We start from the raw sequence: 18,661 nt of genomic DNA on the forward strand, positions 1-18,661 counted from the left end.
TGAGCCAGTTTCTCGACTCAATCGGCTGGTTCGCGATTTAGCTGACGATTCGTTCAACTTCGACCAAATTATCGTAGAACGTTGCACCGCCGCCCATATCCGAAAGCGCTTGGGGCGTAGTATGGTTGACGTTGCGGCCATCAACGGTTAGCTCCGACCACCAAATTGATGGCGCAACCACCACAGCTTGACGCACCCGATCAGTCACCACTGCTGTTGCCACAAAACCGCCACGATCATTGCGAATCAACACTTGATCGCCATCGTCGATATTGCGTTCAATCGCATCAAGTGGATTAATTTCTAGGGTCGGGCCACTTTCATAGCGCTGCAAAATATTGCCAAAGGTGCTATTCAAAAAGTGATGAGCCGGCGGTGAAATCAGGGTCAAGGGATAGCGCTCAGCCAAACGTGGGTTGGTAGTCGGGCTTTCGTAGGGCGCGGTGTAGGTCGGCAATGGATCAAAACCATCAGCCAGCATCCGTTCAGAATAGAGTTCACACTTGCCCGATGGCGTGAGAAAATTGCCCTCAGCAAACGGTGCCCAATCACTTGGCACGTTCAAACGCAGCCAACCCTCTTGTTGCAAACGTTCGAGCGTGATGCCCGCCAAAGCTGGGTGCTCTGAATCGAGTGCTTGACGAGCGATCGTCTGATCATCATCGCCAAAACATGGCTCAGTAAAGCCCATTTTGGCCGCCAAGCGCCGAAACAACTCGGTATTCGGAATCGCCTCGCCCAGCGGCTCGATTGCTTGGTTGCTCCAGGCCAAATACCAGTGACCATAGGCTTTATGTAAATCAACATGCTCTAGTTGGGTGGTCGCAGGCAGAATAATATCAGCGTAGCGTGTCGTGTCGGTATAAAATTGCTCGTGCACCACCGTGAACAAATCTTCACGCTCCAAACCACGCTTGACTGCTTCCAAATCGGGGGCCACACTCGCTGGATTGGAATTGTAGACAAACAAGGCTTGGACTGGCGGATCGTTTACTTCGGTCAGCGCATCACCAAGCTGATTCATATTGATCATGCGGGTTCCAGCAGGAATCAGATCGGGGCGTTCCAAGGCCGCATTATTAATTGGAAACGTGCCGCTGGTGGAAAGCAAAATACCGCCTGCTCGCTCGCGCCACGAGCCGATTACCGCAGGTAAACAAGCCAAGGTACGCACGGCCATACCGCCGCCAGCGTGGCGTTGCAACCCATAGTTAATCCGAATCGCAGCAGGGGTGGTCGTGGCATATTCGTGGGCCAATTGCTCAAGCGTCGCCACATCCAAACCTGTTAATTCGGCCACCCGCGCTGGCGGATATTCCTGCACCCGCTGGCGCAATTGCTCGCCGCCAATACAATATTGATCAAGATAGGCTTGATCGTGCAAGCCATCGCGAAAAATAATATGCATCATGCCGAGGGCCAGGGCTGCGTCGGTGCCTGGCAAGGGGGCAATATGCCAATCGCATTGGGCAGCGGTGCGCGAACGCCAAGGATCGATCGCAATCACCCGTGCGCCAGCCTTGCGTGCCGCCTTGATGAACGTCCACAGGTGCACATTCGACGTGAGCGTGTTGGTTCCCCACAAAATAATTAATTTGGCATCAACATAGGCTTCGGGGTCAGTACCAACACTCGCACCAACCGTATAGCGATAGCCAGTTGCCCCAGCGCTGGCACAAATCGTGCGGTCGAGCAATGAAGCGCCCAAGCGATGGAAAAAGCGTCGATCCATCGAGCCATAATGCAGCAATCCCATCGTACCAGCATAGGAGTAGGGCAAAATAGCTTGTGGGCCATGGCTAGCGCTGATTGCCTGCAAACGTTCGGTGATCGTGGTTAGGGCTTCTTCCCACGAGATCCGTTCGAATTGGCCTGCACCTTTGGGGCCAACTCGCTTGGCTGGATACAACAAACGGCCTTGATGGTAGGTGCGCTCAACATAGCGCGAGACTTTGGTGCACAAAAAACCATTGGTTATAGGGTGCTCAGGGTTGCCCTGAATTTTAATCGCCTTGCCGTCTTGCACAGTTACAAGCATCGAGCAGGTATCGGGGCAATCGTGAGGGCAAACCGCATGAATAATCTGCTGATCAAGCGCAATCGTTGTCATGGCATCAATCGGGCTGAAAAACCCGCCTCCTTCGCAGTTGTTGCCAAATACTATACATCGTTTCGTTTTTTTCAACGAATTATCAGTTGCATGTTATGGAAACTTCACCCCCAATGTGCTTGAATAGGGTATTGAATCGCAGATCTATCCGTGATATAGTGGTCTATCATTAGGCTTTTCTATAGCAGTAGAAAGTCGGTGCTTACTTGAAAAACGTACTTGAAGTTCTGATGGGGGCAGCCCGTCAGCATCGTTATCTAACGCACGACCAAGTGCTGCTCCACCTTCCTCCCTCCGACAAAAACACAGCGCTGTTCGACGAATTGTGTGTCCGCTGCCAAGCAGAAGATATTCCAATTTTGGAAGAACCGCCAACCGCTGCAGTACATCTCCGTTCACGCGATGTCGATGACGACGATCTCGAACGGTCTCTGATTCGGGAAGGGGTAAGCCTCGATGATCCGGTGCGCATGTATTTGCGCGAAATTGGCCAAGTGCATCTCCTAACCGCCCACGAAGAAACCATGTTGGCCAAACAATTGGAACGCGGCGAACGTGCGATGATTCGGCTCGCCCGCCACGAATATCTCCTCGAAGAAAAAGCCCGCCTACAACAGCAAGTTCTCGAAAGCGAAGCCGCCCGTCAACATCTCATCCAAGCCAATTTACGCCTGGTGGTGTCGATTGCCAAAAAATATGTTGGCCGCGGCATGTCGTTTTTAGATTTAATTCAAGAGGGCAATATTGGCCTGATGCGGGCAACCGAGAAGTTCGATTATCACAAGGGCTTTAAGTTCTCAACCTATGCCACTTGGTGGATTCGCCAAGCAATTACGCGCTCGATCTCTGATCATAGTCGCACTATTCGCCTGCCAGTTCACGTGGGCGAGACGATTAATCGCGTCAAACGCACGGCCCACAAGTTGCAACAAGCCTTGGAGCGTGAGCCAAGCGCCGAGGAGATTGGCGAAGCGCTTGGGTTGCCTGCCGATAAAGTGCGGCGGGTGCTCGAAGTGGCGCGTCAGCCAGTTTCGCTCGAAACGCCTGTTGGCAACGAGGGCGATAGCGTGCTCGGCGATTTTATCGAAGATGATCGTTCATCCGAGCCGCTTGATCACGCTACCGAGCATTTATTGCGCGAACAACTTGATGAAGTGCTGTGCAAGCTCGATGAGCGTGAACGGCGGATTATTGAGCTACGCTATGGCTTGGTCGATGGCAAATATCGCACGCTTGAAGAAGTTGGCCGCGAGTTTGGCATTACCCGCGAACGAATTCGCCAAATCGAGGCCAAAGTTCTGCGAAAATTGCGCCACCCAGCTTTTGGTGGGCGTAAATTGCGAGCCTATCTTGAATAACTAAGTTGCAGATTGAACGGCAAAGCAACACACGCGTAGCGCGGGCACCATGCCGTGATGCGCGTGTGTTAGTTTTTAATCAACACCACAATCGGAGGTTGTCAGATGGAAACGATTCAAGCTGATGCTGCATTGACCCAACTCGCCAATTTATGCCATGCCCTCGGCCATCCATTGCGCTTAGGCATTGTGCGCTACATCGCTCAGCATCCTCGCTGTATCTGCAACGATATTGTGCAGCGAACCAATCGTGCTCAATCGACAATCTCCGAACATTTGCGGGTGTTGGCTCAAGCTGGTGTGGTAGAAAGCGAGCAGGAAGGCCAAGCCACGGTCTATTGGCTGGCTCCGCAGACACTCAAACTGCTAGAGCAAGAAGTTGAGCAACTTTGTGATTCTGCCCAACAAAAAACGGTCGCTGAGCGCAGTGCTCAACGACCGTTGTGGTATCAGCTCAATCGTTAGATTAGTCGTTTAATGGCTGACCAGTGTATGGGTCAAACCGTGGTTTTTCTGGTTGGGCTGGAGCTGGATTGATTGGTTGGCCCGTTTGTGGGTCGAACTTCCAATTGCTTTGTGGTGCAGCCGAGTTAGCATTGCTGGTTTGAGCATTGTTAACCGCAGTTTTGACCTTGTTGAACACATTTTGGGCTTGATTACGCATTTCATCAATGCCGCTGTTGATGCCTGGGCTTGGCAAGCCAGGTGCGGTTACCACTGGCAACACGGCCCACAAAATGATGTAGAGCAATATGCCCGAACCACCAGCCAAGGTCACCAGCACAAAGGCCAAGCGCACCAAGGTTACGTCAAAAGCGAAATATTGAGCTAAGCCCGTACAAACACCAGCAATCATTTGATCTTGTTGAACACGCACTAAGCGATTTGAATTTTGCATTGTAAACTCCTTATTTGGCTGCAACTTGTGGTTGCTTATCTGCTAACTAGGACGCAGGCCAGCAAAAAATTGTTGCAGCAATCATGCTTAGATTGTCAAGCAAACCAGCGAAAAGCCCTGCTTCGCGTTCTTCGTGCCCTTCGTGGTTCCGTCTTTCATCGTTGGCGCACCAAAGATTCATGCTTGCATAAAATACGAACGTATGGTATTTTATCAATATGAGTCGCAAAGATAGTGCCAAAGAACTTATTTTGAATAAAGCAGTGCAGATGGCTTCGGTCGCTGGCTTGAATGGCTTGACGATTGGTAGTTTGGCTGAGGCTGTCGCCATGTCCAAGGGCGGCATCAGCGCTCACTTCAAGTCCAAGACCGAGCTGCAAGTTGCGGCGGTTGATCGAGCCTCTGAGCTGTTTCAAGCCGCCGTGATTGGCCAAGTGCTGGCCGAGCCAGCCGGAATTGCTCGCCTTAGCAAGCTTTGCGATTCGTGGTTTAGCTATTTGCAGCAGGGCATTTTTCTGGGCGGCTGTTTTTTTACCAATGCCGTGCTTGAGCTTGATGATTTGGATAACTCGGAAGTGCGGGCGGCTGTGCTGCGCTATTATCACAATTATCTAAATTTTATTGAGCAATGCATCGCCGAAACCGTGCAACTCGGCCAGTTTCGCCCAGATACACCCATTGCCGAGGTTGCGCTGCAATTCCATGGCATCGAAATCGCCGCACTGGTTTGGCGAGCAGTCCGTTCTCACGAAGCTCAATTTGCGACCGCCCGCGCCGCCATCGACAATTTAATCATAAACTATCGCAGCTAAAATTTTTTAGCATCAATAAAACACGAACGTCCGTATTTATAAGGAGTTGTTATGCAGATCAATGTAACCTACATCGGCACAGCCACGGTATTATTGGAAATTGACGGCTTGCGGATTTTGACTGATCCGGTGTTTGATCCGGCTGGTAGTTCACGGGTTTATCAGGTGCGGCCACAGGTTGAATTTGCGCTGTACAAGCAAGCGCCAGCGGCCTTGCCAGCAACTGAAATTGGCGCGATTGATCTAGTTTTACTTTCGCACGACGATCATTATGATAATTTGGATGATGCAGGCCGCGCCTTGTTACCGAACGCAGGCCATGTATTAACCACCGAATCGGGCCGCCAGCGCTTGCAACAGCAGGGCGCAACCAATGTGCAAGGTCTAGCCGAATGGCAATCGATTACCATTAACACCCCCCAAGGCTTGCCGCTAACGATCACTGCCGTGCCAGCGCAACATGGCCCGGTTGAGTTGCTACCGATTATTGGCGAGGTACTTGGCTTTGTGTTGGAATACCCAGCCTTTGAGCATGGGCCAATTTATATTTCTGGCGACACCGTTTTGTTTGATGGAATTACGACAATTGCTGAACGCTACGCGGTTGGCACGGTCTTTTTGCATGTTGGGGCAGCCCAATTTGCGCCAACCGGCCCAACTTTATTTACCTTTGATGCAACTCAAGCCTATCAAGCGACGCAACTACTCAAACCCCAAAGCTTGATTCCAATTCACTTTGATGGTTGGCAGCACTTTAGCCAAGGTCAAGCAGAAATTGATCAAGCGTTTGCTGGGAGCGACATTCAACCACGTTGGTTAGAGCCAGGCATGGCAACCAAACTCACGGTTTAATTTCCTTATATCCAGCTAATTCCCATCGCAAAGGGAGCCTACAATATCAAACGCCCTTCTCCCGTTTGGTGGGAGAAGGGTTGGGTATAAGGGAAGCCTTTGTTGATCAAATCACGCCTTTGGTGCTGGGAATCGCATCGCCCAAACGTGGATCATGTTTGGTGGCGCTATCGAGTGCCCGCGCCAAAGCTTTGAATAAGGCTTCGGCCTTGTGGTGGTCGTTGCGGCCATATTCGATTTTCGCATGCAAATTCATTCGGGCATGAATCGCAATGCTCTCAAACACATGCTCAACCAAATCGCAGGTCAAGCCACCAATGCTGGGGTTTGTCCAGCTAAAGTTGAGCACATGAAACGGTCGGCCACTCAGATCAAGCGCAACAAACGCTAGTGCCTCATCCATCGGCACATAGGCATGGGCGGTGCGGGTGATGCCAGCTTTATCGCCGAGCGCCCGATCAATCGCCATGCCCAAGCAAATTGCTACATCTTCAACCGAGTGATGGTCGTCGATATGCAAATCGCCATTGCAGGTCACTGCTAAATCAAATTGACCATGACGAGCGAAACTCTCCAACATATGGTTATACATCCCGATTCCCGTATTGATCGCTACTTGACCAGAGCCATCGAGATTGAGCGTGAGCTTAATTTGGGTTTCACGGGTGTTACGTTCGATCGTTGCAATCCGAACCATAATCATGCATCCTTTCGCTAAAGCTGCCTGATCGTACCTGCTCTGGCGATTTTTGCCAACCAGCCTTGATAACGATTTCACGCTGATAGCTCATCGCCATCTCATCAAATTTTCATCAGAATTTCAGATTAGCGCAGCATACTAGATTGGCCTGAATCATTGTTCAGGCATTAATTTGTGAAATGGATGCGCAATTATGAAGGTTAGCCTCAATCGTCGCTGGTTCCCGTTGTTGGGAGCTTTTGCTGCCTACATCGCTTGGGATCTCGTCGATCATCAAGTTCTCACGCCGCGCTCGCCAGTGTGGCTGTGTTATTTGATCGATTGGGGCGTGGCTGGGATGGCAGGTTGGTCGATTTTTATCCTGCTCGAACGTCAATATCAGCATAAAAAACCGCTGATCGATGCCAGCACGATCAACTTGCCGCCAGCGGTGTTTGCCCAATTAACCCAAGCCGCCCAAGGCTTGCAGGGTGAAATTCACGAACTGCAACAAGCAATCGGCAATTCGATCAACGAAGAGGGCATTCAACAACAGCGCAGTTTGCGGCAGGCTTTGGTTGCCAGCTATCGCGCTCAAGCAATTCTTGAGGAAGTTAGCGGGATTGTTGATAAGCCGCAAGTTGCCCCGCCGCCAGTTGAACAATTGATCACCCAGCGCTCTTAGGCTGTGGTAGCATAACGATCATATTTTGCTACGAGGCCGCTAATGATTGCGATTGATGCTCGTTTGAATGCCTACCGCCATGGTGGCATTGCCCAATACACCCAAAAATTGCTGACCTATTTGCCCAAGATCGCGCCTGAGCAACAATGGTTGGTACTAGAGCATCGCAAAAGCCCTAAACCTTTGGCGCTTGGCCCCAACATTCAGCGAGCACGCTTATTCACCCCGCCCCATCACCGCTTAGAACAAGTGCTTTTGCCCTTGGAAATTGGCCTGCGCCGCCCCAAACTGCTACACTCGCCTGATTTTATTCCACCGCTGTATCGCCCATTTCCTGCGGTGATCACCGTGCATGACTTAGCATTTAAATTGTTTCCTGAAATTTTGGATGCCAACGCCAGCCGTTATTATGGCCAAATTGAGCGAGCGCTGGCCTCAGCCAATGCAATTATTGCCGATTCGCAGAGCACCGCCAACGATCTCACCAACTTGTTAAATGTTGATCCGAGGCGAATTGATGTGATTCATCTAGCAACCGATATCCAGCCAATCGCACTCGTCAGCGATGCTCAACGCCACATTGGCGATAAAACCTGGCAGGCTGATCAATTTATGCTGTTTGTTTCAACCCTAGAGCCACGCAAAAATATCCCAATGTTGCTACGAGCCTTACGAATTGCAGTTGATCGCAAGCCGCACGCTGGCTATCGCTTGGCGTTGGCGGGGCGGCGCGGCTGGCTCGATGGCGAAATTTGGCAAACCCTCGCTGAATTACACTTAGAAGATGTTGTAACTTGGATCGATAGCCCAAGCGATGAGGAAATTCGCTGGCTGCTGAGTGCCTGTCGCTTATATCTCAACCCTTCGCGCTATGAAGGCTTCGGCTTACCAGCCTTAGAAGCTTTGGCTTGTGGCGCGGCGGTAGTGGTAGCCGATGCCTCAAGTTTGCCTGAAGTGGTCGGCGATGCTGGCCTCAAATTGCCAGTTGCCGACCCGCTGGCATGGGCTGATGCGATTGAACATTTATGGGATGATCAAACTGCTCGGCAAGTTTTGCGTGATCAAGCTCCGGCGCAGGCCGCCAAATTTTCGTGGCAACGCACCGCTGAGCAAACATTGGCAGTTTATCAGCGCGTGCTTGAGCGCGTTAGTTAGCGGGAGTTTGCAGGGTAAAGACAAAGCGTGCGCCATGCTGGGGCTGGCTTTCAACCCAAACGTTGCCACCATGAGCCTCAATAATCGCCCGCACAATCGCCAAGCCCAAACCTGCCCCGCCATAATCACGCGAACGCGATTTCTCGCCGCGATAGGTGCGCTCGAAAATATGTGGCAAATCGTCGGGCTGAATGCCTTCGCCAGTATCGCTGACTTCAACATGCACGGTTTGGTTGATTGTTTGGGCTTGAATCGCGATTGTGCCATCGCTCGGCGTGTGGCGCAGCGCGTTGCTAATCAAGTTATACAACACTCGTTGCAATTTGGGCGCATTCATCAACACCAAATCGGCTTCGGGCGCAACGCTGCCACGCAATTGCACGCCATGGGCTGCGGCATGCGGCTGCAAGTTGCTCAGTGTATCAGAGATTAAATCGCCCAGCGAGGCACGTTCTAATTCCAAGCGCAACACCCCAGCATCAAGCTGGGCCATCTCGAATAAATCATCAACTAAGGTGCTTAGGTTGGTCAATTGGGCATTGGCCGAATTGAGATAGCGCTGCTGCATGGCTGGCTCAGTTACCACGCCATCAGCCAAGGCCTCGATCATCGCCCGCACCGCCGTTAGTGGGGTACGTAAATCGTGCGAGATCGCCGCAATCAAATCGCGGCGCGATTGTTCAAGCTCGTGCTGACGCTCAGCACTTTGGGCTAAGGCATCAGCCATCTGATTAAAATCGGCGGCCAAGATACTGACTTCATCGTTGCCATGCTCAGGAATGCGCAAAGCCAAATCGCCCTTGGCCAGCGCGGCGGCTCCTGCGCGAACCTCGGCCAAACGGGCTACCAAAACATTGCCTACCGCAATACTAAACCCCAAAGCCAGCACCAACATAAAAATCAAAACCAATAAGAGCAAGGGCAAATCGTGGTCGGTGCTGATGAACATGGCTCGCGCTACACCTTGCAACAAGGCTGCGACCAAAATTCCGCCAAGGCCAATCGCGGCGATAATTTGCGCCCGCAAACTGCGCAATAGCGAGAGCATTCGGCTTTGTAAGGCGACGATTGCCACGATGCCAGCGCCAAAGCCCAACGAGCCAAACAGCTTGACGATGCCTTCTAATTCGCTCATTGGCAGCATCAAGCCAAAGTGACCGACCAAGCTTACCAAACCCAGCGCAATCGCCAAGGTCAGCAATAAGAGGCTTGATTGATGCAAAAAACGTCTCATTGTTCGCCTGCGCTGAGTTTGTAGCCCACGCCCCAAACCGTTTGCAAATAGCGCGGTGCGGTTGGATCATCTTCGATTTTTTCGCGCAAACGCCGAATGTGCACAGTTACGGTGCTGGTATCAGCAGAAAATGTATAGCCCCACACCAATTCCATCAACTGGTCGCGGGTAAACACGCGCTCACGATGGCGGGCCAAAAAATAGAGCAAATCAAACTCACGCGCAGTTAGGCTGATCGATTTACCCGCCACTTGCACATCGCGAGTGCGCGGATCGACCCGCAGTGAGCCAAGCTCAATCGGGCGTTCGTCAGGTGGCGGAGCATCGGGCTGCGGCTGAACACGGCGCAACACCGCTTCAACTCGCGCCACCAATTCGCGTGGGCTAAATGGCTTGACCACATAATCATCAGCGCCAACCCCCAAGCCAATAATGCGATCGTTCTCCTCACTCTTGGCGGTGAGCATAATCACTGGCGTGCGGCGATCGCTCTGTAAGCGCCGACAAACTTCCAAGCCAGTCACTTTGGGCAACATCAGATCAAGCACGACCAAATCGGGTGGTTGTTGCCGCGCCAAGCGCAAAGCGGCCTCGCCATCGCTGGCCTCAAGCACCGTATGGCCTTCGCGCCGCAAATACAAGCCTACCACTTCGCGAATATTCGGTTCGTCATCAACCACCAAAATATTGGCCATACCTAATCCTTTAATTGATCCACGAAGGACACGAAGGGCACGAAGGTTGCAAGCGCGAAGAACGCTAAGAGCATTTTTTAGCCACGAATTGCACGAATGGCATTTATAGGCCTTTTCTAATGATAGATCCCCGATCCCTCATCCTATGCTCTATGTTCTATATTCTTCATCCCTCATCCTTCTCATCGCTCTGCGCCTCTGGGTTAAATCCCGATCCCCAACCCCCAGCAACCAATCCCCAATTCTATGTTCTTTTTAACTTCATCCCTCATAATTCATCCTTCATCCTTACAAACATTCTACTGGATTGGCGCAACTGCCATCAAGACTTGATATTTTTCGCACCAAATCACCACATTGGCATAGAGTGCAGGATCGAAATCGGCGGGCAGGCTGTAGTTTTGGTTGCCCTCGGAGCCTTTGAGTTTGCCTAATTCAAGGTAGCCCGCTTGTAAATCGCTGGGTTGGTTAATTTCGGCTGCCTTAGCGACAAAAATATACATATCTGGCCCTGCTTCAACGAAGAAATCGCTGAGGCGCAACAAATTGCTGCCATCGGGCTGCTGATAGAGCGTCGCCATCCCGCCACTTTTGTGATCGATGCCGCGAAAACTGCCAGCACCCAAGACCACTGGCTCGGCTGGAACGGCAGTTGGCTCAACCCGCGATTCGGTGGTTGGCATTGCGGTTGGTTGGATCATCGTATCAACTGTTGGCATTGCGGTTGGTTGCATCGTATCGTCGGTCATGGGCATGTCAGTCGGCTGCATCATATCGTCGGTCATTGACATCGCATCGGTCGGTTGCATCATATCATCAGTCATCGTCATCGCATCGGTTGGTTGCATCATATCATCGGTCATTGTCATGGCATCAGTTGGTTGCATCATGCTATCCATGGTTGGTTGAGCTGTAGCCATGGCTGCCCTGCTGGTGGTTGGAAAAGGCTCATCGACCTTGGTTGGAGCCGTGCCACAGGCCGTTAACAACCCAAAAATAATAATCGTTGCTGAATATCGCAATTTCATCGCCGCTAGCCTCCATAAAATGTCATAGTCTAGTTATAACCGTCAGCACTTAACCAAGCCTTGCCAAAAACTTACAAAACCCTAAACAAACCCATCCTAGAACTAAAGACTGATATGCAATTATTGGCATAGCGATATACTAATTCAATCAACATTCCAACTTCAAGCATAACCAAAAGGAGCCGTAATGGCTGAAGCAACCCGCAAGCAACCGAGCGGCATGCTCGCATTTAGCATTATGTGGTTCGGCCAAGTCGTTTCATTGCTTGGTAGCTCCATGAGCAGCTTTGCCCTGACGATTTGGGCTTGGCAAATTACAGGTCAAGCCACGGCCTTGGCGCTCGTAGGCTTTTTCTCGTTTGCCCCAAGCATTATTGTTAGCCCCTTTGCCGGAGCCTTGGTCGATCGCTGGAATCGTAAGCTGGTGCTGATTTTGAGCGATTTAGCCACAGGCTTATCGACGATCGCTATTTTATTGCTCTACCACAACGATGCACTGCAAATTTGGCATCTGTATGTGGCCGGAGCCTTTGCCAGCATTTTTCAATCGTTTCAATGGCCAGCCTATTCGGCGGCAGTTTCGACGATGTTGCCCAAACAGCACTATGCCCGAGCCAGCGGCATGATGTCGATGGCCGAATCGGCAGCAGGGATTGTCGCGCCAGCCCTAGCCGGTTTTTTGCTGACCGTGATGGGCATCGGCGGCATCTTGATTATTGATATTGTGACCTTTGTATTTGCTGTTAGCGCCGTGCTCTTTGTTAATATTCCCCAACCAACGCAGAGCGAGGCGGGGGCGCAAGGCAAGGGCAGTTTATGGAGCGAGGCAGGCTTTGGCTTTCGCTATATTTTGGCACGCCCCAGCCTCTTGGGATTGCAACTGACCTTTTTTATGATTAACTTCGTTGGCTCGTTTGAAGCCACCATGACCGCCCCCATGATTCTGGCCCGCACCGATAGTAACTCGGCCATTATGGGCACGGTACAATCGGCAATGGGCATTGGCGGCGTGATCGGCGGCTTGATCCTGAGTGTGTGGGGTGGCCCGAAGCGCAAAGTTCATGGCGTGCTCGGTGGCATGGCACTCTCCAGTTTTTTTGGCGGCATTCTCATGGGGTTGGGGCAAAATACGCTTGTTTGGTCGATTGCAGGCTTTGGTTTGCTATTCGTGCTGCCAATGTTGAATGGCTCGAATCAAGCGATTTGGCAAGCCAAAGTACCACCCGATATTCAAGGGCGGGTGTTCGCGGTGCGACGTATGATCGCCCAAATTTCGGGGCCAATCGCAATTTTGATCGTTGGACCATTGGCCGATAAGCTATTTGAGCCACGCATGGCGGTTGGCGGCGCTTGGGTCGATATGTTCGGCAGTTGGGTTGGCAGTGGCAAAGGGGCGGGTATCGCCTTAATTATGGTCTTGAGTGGCATCGTTGGCATTGCCGTAGCCGTGATCGCTTATGGCGTGCGGGTCGTGCGCCATGCCGAGGATCTGATTCCTGACCATCAAGATAGCCCAAGCAGCAGCCCTGAACTGCAAGCCGAACCAGCCTAAAATTGACAATCAATGAGACAAAACTTGTTACAATCAAATCGATTGATATGCTTCTAGTGTGAGGATATGCAACCCTATGGCAGATGCAGGTAGCGCTGAAAAACGCAGCGATTCGGAAAGCCCCAAGCCGCCGCAAGAGATTGTGAGCGTGACTCATGGGCGCGTGAAAATCAAGGGCGACGATGTGCCCTACACCGCCACCGCCGGAACAATCGTGCTCTACGAAGAAGATTCGGAGTTTAAGCAAGCGCCCAAGGCCAAAGCGACGGTATTTTATGTAGCCTACACCCGCAGCGATGTTGATGATCAAACCACCCGCCCAATCACCTTTTCGTTCAACGGCGGGCCAGGTTCGGCCTCAGTTTGGATGCACCTTGGCTTGTTGGGGCCAAAACGGGTTTTGATGGCCGATGAAACTGGTAATTTGCCAGCACCACCATTTCGCTTGGTCGAAAACGAATATTCTTTGCTCGATCAAAGCGATTTAGTCTTTATCGATCCGATTAGCACGGGCTATAGTCGTGCGGCAACTGGCGAAAATCCCAACCAATTCCATCAATTTACCAAAGATATTGAATCGATCAGCGATTTTATTCGGCTCTATACCACCCGCGCCAAGCGTTGGCTCTCGCCCAAATATATTATTGGCGAAAGCTATGGCACAACTCGCGGCTCTGCCATCACCAACTATCTGCAAAATCGCTACGGTATGTATCTGAATGGGATTATGCTGATCTCCTCGATTCTCGATTTTCAAACCGTGGAGATGGACCCAGGCAACGATATTTCCTATGTGGTAATTTTGCCAACCTACGCCGCGACTGCCTGGTATCACAACCAGCTTGATGCCAAATTACAATTGAGTTTGAGCGATACCTTGGCCGAAGTTGAGGCCTTTGCTGCTGGCGAATATGCTACGGCATTGTTGCAAGGCGATAGTTTGGCCGAGGGCAAACGCCGCTCAGTTGTGCGTAAATTGGCTCGCTATACCGGTTTGAGCGAACGCTTTATCGATCAAAGTAATCTACGAATCGATCTTTTTCGCTTTCTCAAAGAATTGCTGCGCGATCAGCAACGTACGGTTGGTCGCTTGGATAGCCGCTTCGTTGGCATCGACCGCGATCCAACCCGTGAATCCTTTGAGTATGACCCAAGCTATGCGGTGATTCATGGGCCATACAGCGCCACCTTCAACGATTATGTGCGGCGCGAACTCAAATTTGAGAGCGACGAACCCTACGAAATTCTAACTTCAAAAGTTCGGCCTTGGAAATACGATAAACACGAAAATCAATATGTGAGCGTCACCGAAGCGTTGCGCTCGGCCATCTCGCAAAATCCCTATCTCAAGGTGTTTGTGGCCAGCGGATTTTTCGATTTTGCCACACCCTACTATGCTACCTTACATACGTTCAACCATCTTGGGCTTGACCAAACCCTGCGCAACAATATCGTAATCAAGCATTATGAGGCTGGGCATATGATGTATACCCATTTGCCGTCGCTAGCCGAGCTAAAAAGCGACCTTGAAGCCTTTATCAGCCAAACCAAAAACGTCTAAAATAGCAAGCCCACGGCAAATCTAAATGCCGTGGGCTTTTTAAATTAAGCGTTAGCTGTAGCGAACAATTGGCTGATCGCTTGAGCGGTTGCTTGGCCTTGACGGACACAATCTGGGATGCCAACCCCACGAAAGCCGCTGCCACACAACAACAAACCTTCTGGACACAAGGCCTCAAGCTGATCCATACGCTGGAAGTGACCAACATCATATTGAGGATTGGCCTCGTTCCAACGGGCAACCCCGCTCCAAACTGGCTCGGCGGTCAGGCCAAAAATCGATTTAAGCTGATCACGCACCAATTGAGTTAATGCCTGATCATCCAAGCGCAGCACTTCGGGATGCTTCGAACCGCCTACAAAGGCCCGCAACAACATATAATCGGCGGGAGCACGCCCAGCAAATTTGCGTGAGTTGATCGTTACAGCATTAATCAGGCGATATTCGCTGCGCGGAATCACTAAGCCATAACTATCAAAGGCCATGGTGGTTTCGCTGCGCCGAAATGCCAACGAAACTGTGCCAGTGCTAACATAGCGAATCGCCTTCAAACGCTCGGCCAAGGCTTCAGCCCAAGGTGCGACCAACTCGGCAGCCACAAAACTAGGAACTGCCAACACCACTGCATCAGCGTCAATCTTCGTGCCATCATCGAGGGTTAGTTGATAGGCTGAGGCATTGGTTGGGTCGTAGCGCAGCGCTTTTACCCCGCAATTTGTCCGAATTTCAACGTTGAGCTGCTCGACAAGTGTGGTGATTAATTGCTCGATCCCGCCGCGCAAGCTGATAAATGGGCTAAGTTGCTGGCCTTTAGGCTTGCCTGCCTTAAGTTTGGCCGCCAGAATTCCACGAATCACGCTGCCATGGGTGCGTTCAGCCTCGATAAAGCGCGGAAAGGTCGCTTCGAGGCTTTGGCGATCCGATTCGGCATTGTGAATGCCTGCCATCAACGGCTCGGCCAATTTATCTAGCGCTTCGGCCCCAAATCGGCGGCGCACAAAATCGGCCAGCGATTCGTCAGTGTTACTTTTTCGCGCAGGCAAGACCAAATCGAGCAACATACGCAATTTGCCTGGCAGCGAAAGAATCGGCGTGCGCAGCAATGGCCAAAGCTCGGTTGGTACCACCAAATTAATGCCATCGGGCAAGGGTTCGGGCTTGCCACGATGCAACACAAACACTTTATGACGAGCTGGCTCAGTTGAGATTAACTGATCTTCCAAGCCCAACTCACGCGCCAATTGCAAGCCCCAAGGCTTTTGGCTGATAAAGGCATCGGGGCCAGCTTCGACCAGCAATTCGCCAGCGCCATCGGGCAAGGCAACATGGCTGGTGCGCAATTTGCCACCCAACCGTTGATCACGCTCAAAAAGCTGAATATTCGTGAGACCTTGTTGTTGTAAATACCATGCTGTACTAAGGCCAGCGATACCACCGCCAATAATGGCAATGCGTGGCTGATCAGCAACATCCATTGCAAACCTCATCGTAGTGAAAACTAGGCTTAGTTTGCCGGGGTTGGCGAATTCTGTCAATCGGTTATTGAATGGATCTGGTGGAGATTAGGCAACGTTAAGCGGTAAGCTTCTTCGCCCGCGCAAGCCACTGAGCAGAATAGCTAGCCCGCCCGCCAGCAACCAAAGCATTTGGCCGCCCGACATCGGCGGTAACCCTGAACTTTGGCCAATTACTGGCAGGGTTGGTTCGAGCGTCGCTTTTGGCTCAGCTGTTGGTTGATCGGTTGGCATAGCGGTTGGCGCAACAGTGGCGGTTGGTTCAGCGGTAGCCGTAGCCGTTGCCGTGGCAGTCGAGGTAGCCGTGGCAGTTGCAGCAATCGCTGGTTGATTTAGTGCGGTATTGACCACAGTAAAACTACTATCAACACTGACGGTATTGGCGTTGCTGGCACTAAATTGGGTGCGGAATGAACATGAGCCAGCAGCATTGCCCGTCACAATGACTGATAACGAGCGATTTACGCCGCCATTCAAATCGCTTGAATCGCTTGAGCCAGGCTGAGCGCTAATACAAGCCCCACCACTGAAACTGAAATTCAAACCAGTTGCTCGCGAGCCGCTAGCATTATTGCCAAACACAACCGTCACATTTTCTTGCGCCCCAGCCGCCAACGTCATCGAGCCTGCTGGATTAACCACACCATTGATGATGTGGAATACAAACAGATCTGGCGTTGGTGTTGGCGTACTAGTTGGTGTTGGCGTTTCGCTTGGTGTTGGCGTTTCACTTGGCGTTGGTGTTTCGCTTGGTGTTGGCGTTTCACTTGGCGTTGCTGTATCAACGGGCGTATTCGTCGCTGTTGGCGTATTGGTTGGCGTTGGTGTGTTGGTCAACGTAGGCGTGTTGCTTGGCGTTGGCGTGTGAGTAATTGTTGGTGTATTGGTTGGCGTGCGCGTATTGGTCACCGTTGGCGTGTTGCTCGGCGTTGGCGTGTTGGTTGGCGTATTGCTTGGTGTTGGCGTGTTGGTGACCGTTGGCGTATTGCTTGGCGTTGGCGTATAGGTCAAGGTTGGAATCGTCGTTGGCGTATGGGTATTGGTCGCCGTTGGCGTGTTGCTTGGCGTTGGCGTGTTCGAAGGAGTCGCGGTATTGGTTGGCGTTGGTGTGCGGGTTGGCGTGTTGGTTGGTGTACGGGTTGGCGTATTGGTTGGTTGTGGAGTTACCGTAGCACAACCATCACACACAATCGTCCAATTCAAGGTTGCTTGAACTGGCGTTTGACCAATTGCCGTCAATATTGCGGTAATCGAACAATTGCCAACATTATTGGCTGAAATGGTGGGCGAAAGCGTAAAGCCTTGATGCGCCCCAAGCGTAATCGGTACGCCACTGCTACTGATACTCGAGCTAATACAGGTTCCAGTTACGCTAATATTAACTTGTGCGCCCGATGCAGGAGCATCGCCAGCATTGCCAAACACCACGAATACCTGTTTAGTATCGTTATTTTCCATCGATGGATTAACTGGATTGACAATCGCATCGACGCGCCAAGCAATATACAGCTCTGGCGCTGGCGTGGCAGTTGGCGTAGCCGTATCGGTTGGCGTTGGTGTGTTCGATGGTGTAGCCGTGTTGCTCGGTGTCACTGTATCGGTGGGCGTGTTGCTCGGCGTATTGGTCGGTGTCACCGTATTGGTTGGCGTATTGCTAGGCGTATTGGTCGCCGTATTGGTTGGCGTGTTGCTCGGCGTAGTAAAAATTGGAATTGGCGTATTGGTCGCCGTAACGATCACCGGCGTATTGGTTGGCACGTCAGTTGGCGTGTTGCTCGGCGTTGCTGGCACTGGCGTGATCGTTGCTACGTCGGTTGGCGTGTTGGTCAGCGTCGCTGGCACTGGCGTGATCGTTGGCACGCGCGTGTTGGTTGGCGTTGACGTTGGAATTGCAGTATTGGTTGAGGTTGCACTCGCTGGCACAACCGTAGTAGCCACCACAACACTGGTTCGGGTTGGCGTGCTCGTAAAGGTTGGTTCGAAGGTTGGCCGAGTTGGATTAATCGTTGGATTCAGGGTTGGCGTGCGCGTACCAGCCGTCGAGCTTGGATTAACCCGTGGCGTTGAGCTTGGTTCGGCAGTTAATTCGATAGTTGGCTCAGTTGTTGCCGCCGTTGCGCTGCCGATTGGAATACCTTCATCCTTGGTTGGCGTAGGTGTATTGGTTGTGGTTGAAGTTGCAATGGCCTGGTTGGCTGGCGTAGGTCGGCCAGTGGGCGTGGCGGTTGGCAACAAATCAACAATCCCAATTGGAATTGGCGTTTCAGCTGCAACTAAATTTGGGTTAGCAGGCTGATCGCTAATTTTGCTGCGAATCGCTTCTTGGCCAATCGGAAATGGTGCTGTGCCATTCCAAGCCTCATAATTGGCAAATGGTGGCAGCAAAACCTCAGGCCCAGAAGCATTAACCGGAGTTGTCCAGCGCACAACCATTAATGATGAGCAGCCCATCACCAACAACACCGCTAAAATCACAATCGAACCGATAGTTAACAACAATCGGTCGCGTGGCTCTTGGGTATTTGGTT

Annotated in this window: 16 protein-coding genes; 8 read left to right on the forward strand and 8 right to left on the reverse strand. The window is 51.6% G+C overall.

The features are described from left to right. Positions 1-37 precede the first annotated feature (37 nt). Complete coding sequence (locus LCH85_20310) at positions 38-2,110, reverse strand: molybdopterin oxidoreductase family protein (protein ID MCA0354342.1); 2,073 nt, start codon at positions 2,108-2,110, stop codon at positions 38-40. Positions 2,111-2,316: 206 nt separating this feature from the next. Between LCH85_20310 and rpoD the strand changes: the two genes are divergently transcribed. Next, positions 2,317-3,468 carry an RNA polymerase sigma factor RpoD gene (rpoD, locus tag LCH85_20315; GenBank protein ID MCA0354343.1) on the forward strand — a complete coding sequence of 384 codons (1,152 nt, stop codon included), beginning with the start codon at positions 2,317-2,319 and terminating at the stop codon, positions 3,466-3,468. 105 nt (positions 3,469-3,573) lie between these two features. Next, on the forward strand, positions 3,574-3,933 hold the full coding sequence (locus tag LCH85_20320) for a metalloregulator ArsR/SmtB family transcription factor (protein ID MCA0354344.1): 360 nt from the start codon (positions 3,574-3,576) through the stop codon (positions 3,931-3,933). 1 nt (position 3,934) lies between these two features. On the opposite strand, the gene LCH85_20325 is transcribed toward LCH85_20320, so the two are convergent. Beyond that, complete coding sequence (locus LCH85_20325) at positions 3,935-4,366, reverse strand: PspC domain-containing protein (protein MCA0354345.1); 432 nt, start codon at positions 4,364-4,366, stop codon at positions 3,935-3,937. Between the two features lie 218 nt (positions 4,367-4,584). Between LCH85_20325 and LCH85_20330 the strand changes: the two genes are divergently transcribed. Together LCH85_20330 and LCH85_20335 are read left to right on the forward strand one after the other, a co-directional pair. After that, the gene (locus LCH85_20330; protein ID MCA0354346.1) at positions 4,585-5,178 is read left to right on the forward strand and encodes a TetR/AcrR family transcriptional regulator; all 594 of its coding nucleotides are present in this window, start codon (positions 4,585-4,587) and stop codon (positions 5,176-5,178) included. 51 nt (positions 5,179-5,229) lie between these two features. Continuing rightward, positions 5,230-6,030 (forward strand): MBL fold metallo-hydrolase, encoded by an 801-nt coding sequence (locus LCH85_20335; protein MCA0354347.1) that lies wholly within the window; start codon positions 5,230-5,232, stop codon positions 6,028-6,030. A 106-nt stretch (positions 6,031-6,136) separates the two neighbouring features. Here LCH85_20335 and hisB read toward each other — a convergent pair whose 3' ends face one another. Then, positions 6,137-6,727: an imidazoleglycerol-phosphate dehydratase HisB gene (gene hisB / locus LCH85_20340; GenBank protein MCA0354348.1), complete on the reverse strand. Its 591-nt coding sequence runs from the start codon at positions 6,725-6,727 to the stop codon at positions 6,137-6,139. Between the two features lie 196 nt (positions 6,728-6,923). Between hisB and LCH85_20345 the strand changes: the two genes are divergently transcribed. Next, entirely contained in the window at positions 6,924-7,394 is a 471-nt protein-coding gene (locus LCH85_20345) for a hypothetical protein (GenBank protein ID MCA0354349.1), read from the forward strand. A 42-nt stretch (positions 7,395-7,436) separates the two neighbouring features. After that, positions 7,437-8,549, forward strand: coding sequence for a glycosyltransferase family 4 protein (locus tag LCH85_20350; GenBank protein ID MCA0354350.1), 1,113 nt, complete (start codon positions 7,437-7,439; stop codon positions 8,547-8,549). On the opposite strand, the gene LCH85_20355 is transcribed toward LCH85_20350, so the two are convergent. From LCH85_20355 to LCH85_20365, 3 genes are all read right to left on the reverse strand, one after another. Then, a complete protein-coding gene (locus LCH85_20355) occupies positions 8,542-9,783 on the reverse strand; it encodes a HAMP domain-containing protein (protein MCA0354351.1) in 1,242 nt (413 codons plus the stop codon). The two genes, LCH85_20350 and LCH85_20355, sit on opposite strands and share 8 nt — an antisense overlap. Beyond that, a complete protein-coding gene (locus LCH85_20360; GenBank protein ID MCA0354352.1) occupies positions 9,780-10,478 on the reverse strand; it encodes a response regulator transcription factor in 699 nt (232 codons plus the stop codon). Before LCH85_20360 ends, LCH85_20355 begins: the two co-directional genes overlap by 4 nt. A 299-nt stretch (positions 10,479-10,777) precedes the next feature. Further along, positions 10,778-11,506 carry a DM13 domain-containing protein gene (locus tag LCH85_20365; GenBank protein MCA0354353.1) on the reverse strand — a complete coding sequence of 243 codons (729 nt, stop codon included), beginning with the start codon at positions 11,504-11,506 and terminating at the stop codon, positions 10,778-10,780. Positions 11,507-11,693: 187 nt separating this feature from the next. Here LCH85_20365 and LCH85_20370 point away from each other — a divergent pair, with 187 nt between their 5' ends. Continuing rightward, positions 11,694-13,058, forward strand: a complete 1,365-nt coding sequence (locus tag LCH85_20370; protein ID MCA0354354.1) for an MFS transporter — start codon at positions 11,694-11,696, stop codon at positions 13,056-13,058. A gap of 76 nt (positions 13,059-13,134) precedes the next feature. After that, positions 13,135-14,619 carry a peptidase S10 gene (locus LCH85_20375; GenBank protein MCA0354355.1) on the forward strand — a complete coding sequence of 495 codons (1,485 nt, stop codon included), beginning with the start codon at positions 13,135-13,137 and terminating at the stop codon, positions 14,617-14,619. 44 nt (positions 14,620-14,663) lie between these two features. Here the strand turns inward: LCH85_20375 and hemG are convergent, their stop codons facing one another. After that, the gene (hemG, locus tag LCH85_20380; protein MCA0354356.1) at positions 14,664-16,094 is read right to left on the reverse strand and encodes a protoporphyrinogen oxidase; all 1,431 of its coding nucleotides are present in this window, start codon (positions 16,092-16,094) and stop codon (positions 14,664-14,666) included. Between the two features lie 87 nt (positions 16,095-16,181). Then, positions 16,182-17,873: a hypothetical protein gene (locus tag LCH85_20385; protein MCA0354357.1), complete on the reverse strand. Its 1,692-nt coding sequence runs from the start codon at positions 17,871-17,873 to the stop codon at positions 16,182-16,184. Positions 17,874-18,661: the final 788 nt, after the last annotated feature.

The sequence above is a fragment of the Chloroflexota bacterium genome (assembly GCA_020161265.1).
Lineage (GTDB): Bacteria > Chloroflexota > Chloroflexia > Chloroflexales > Herpetosiphonaceae > Herpetosiphon.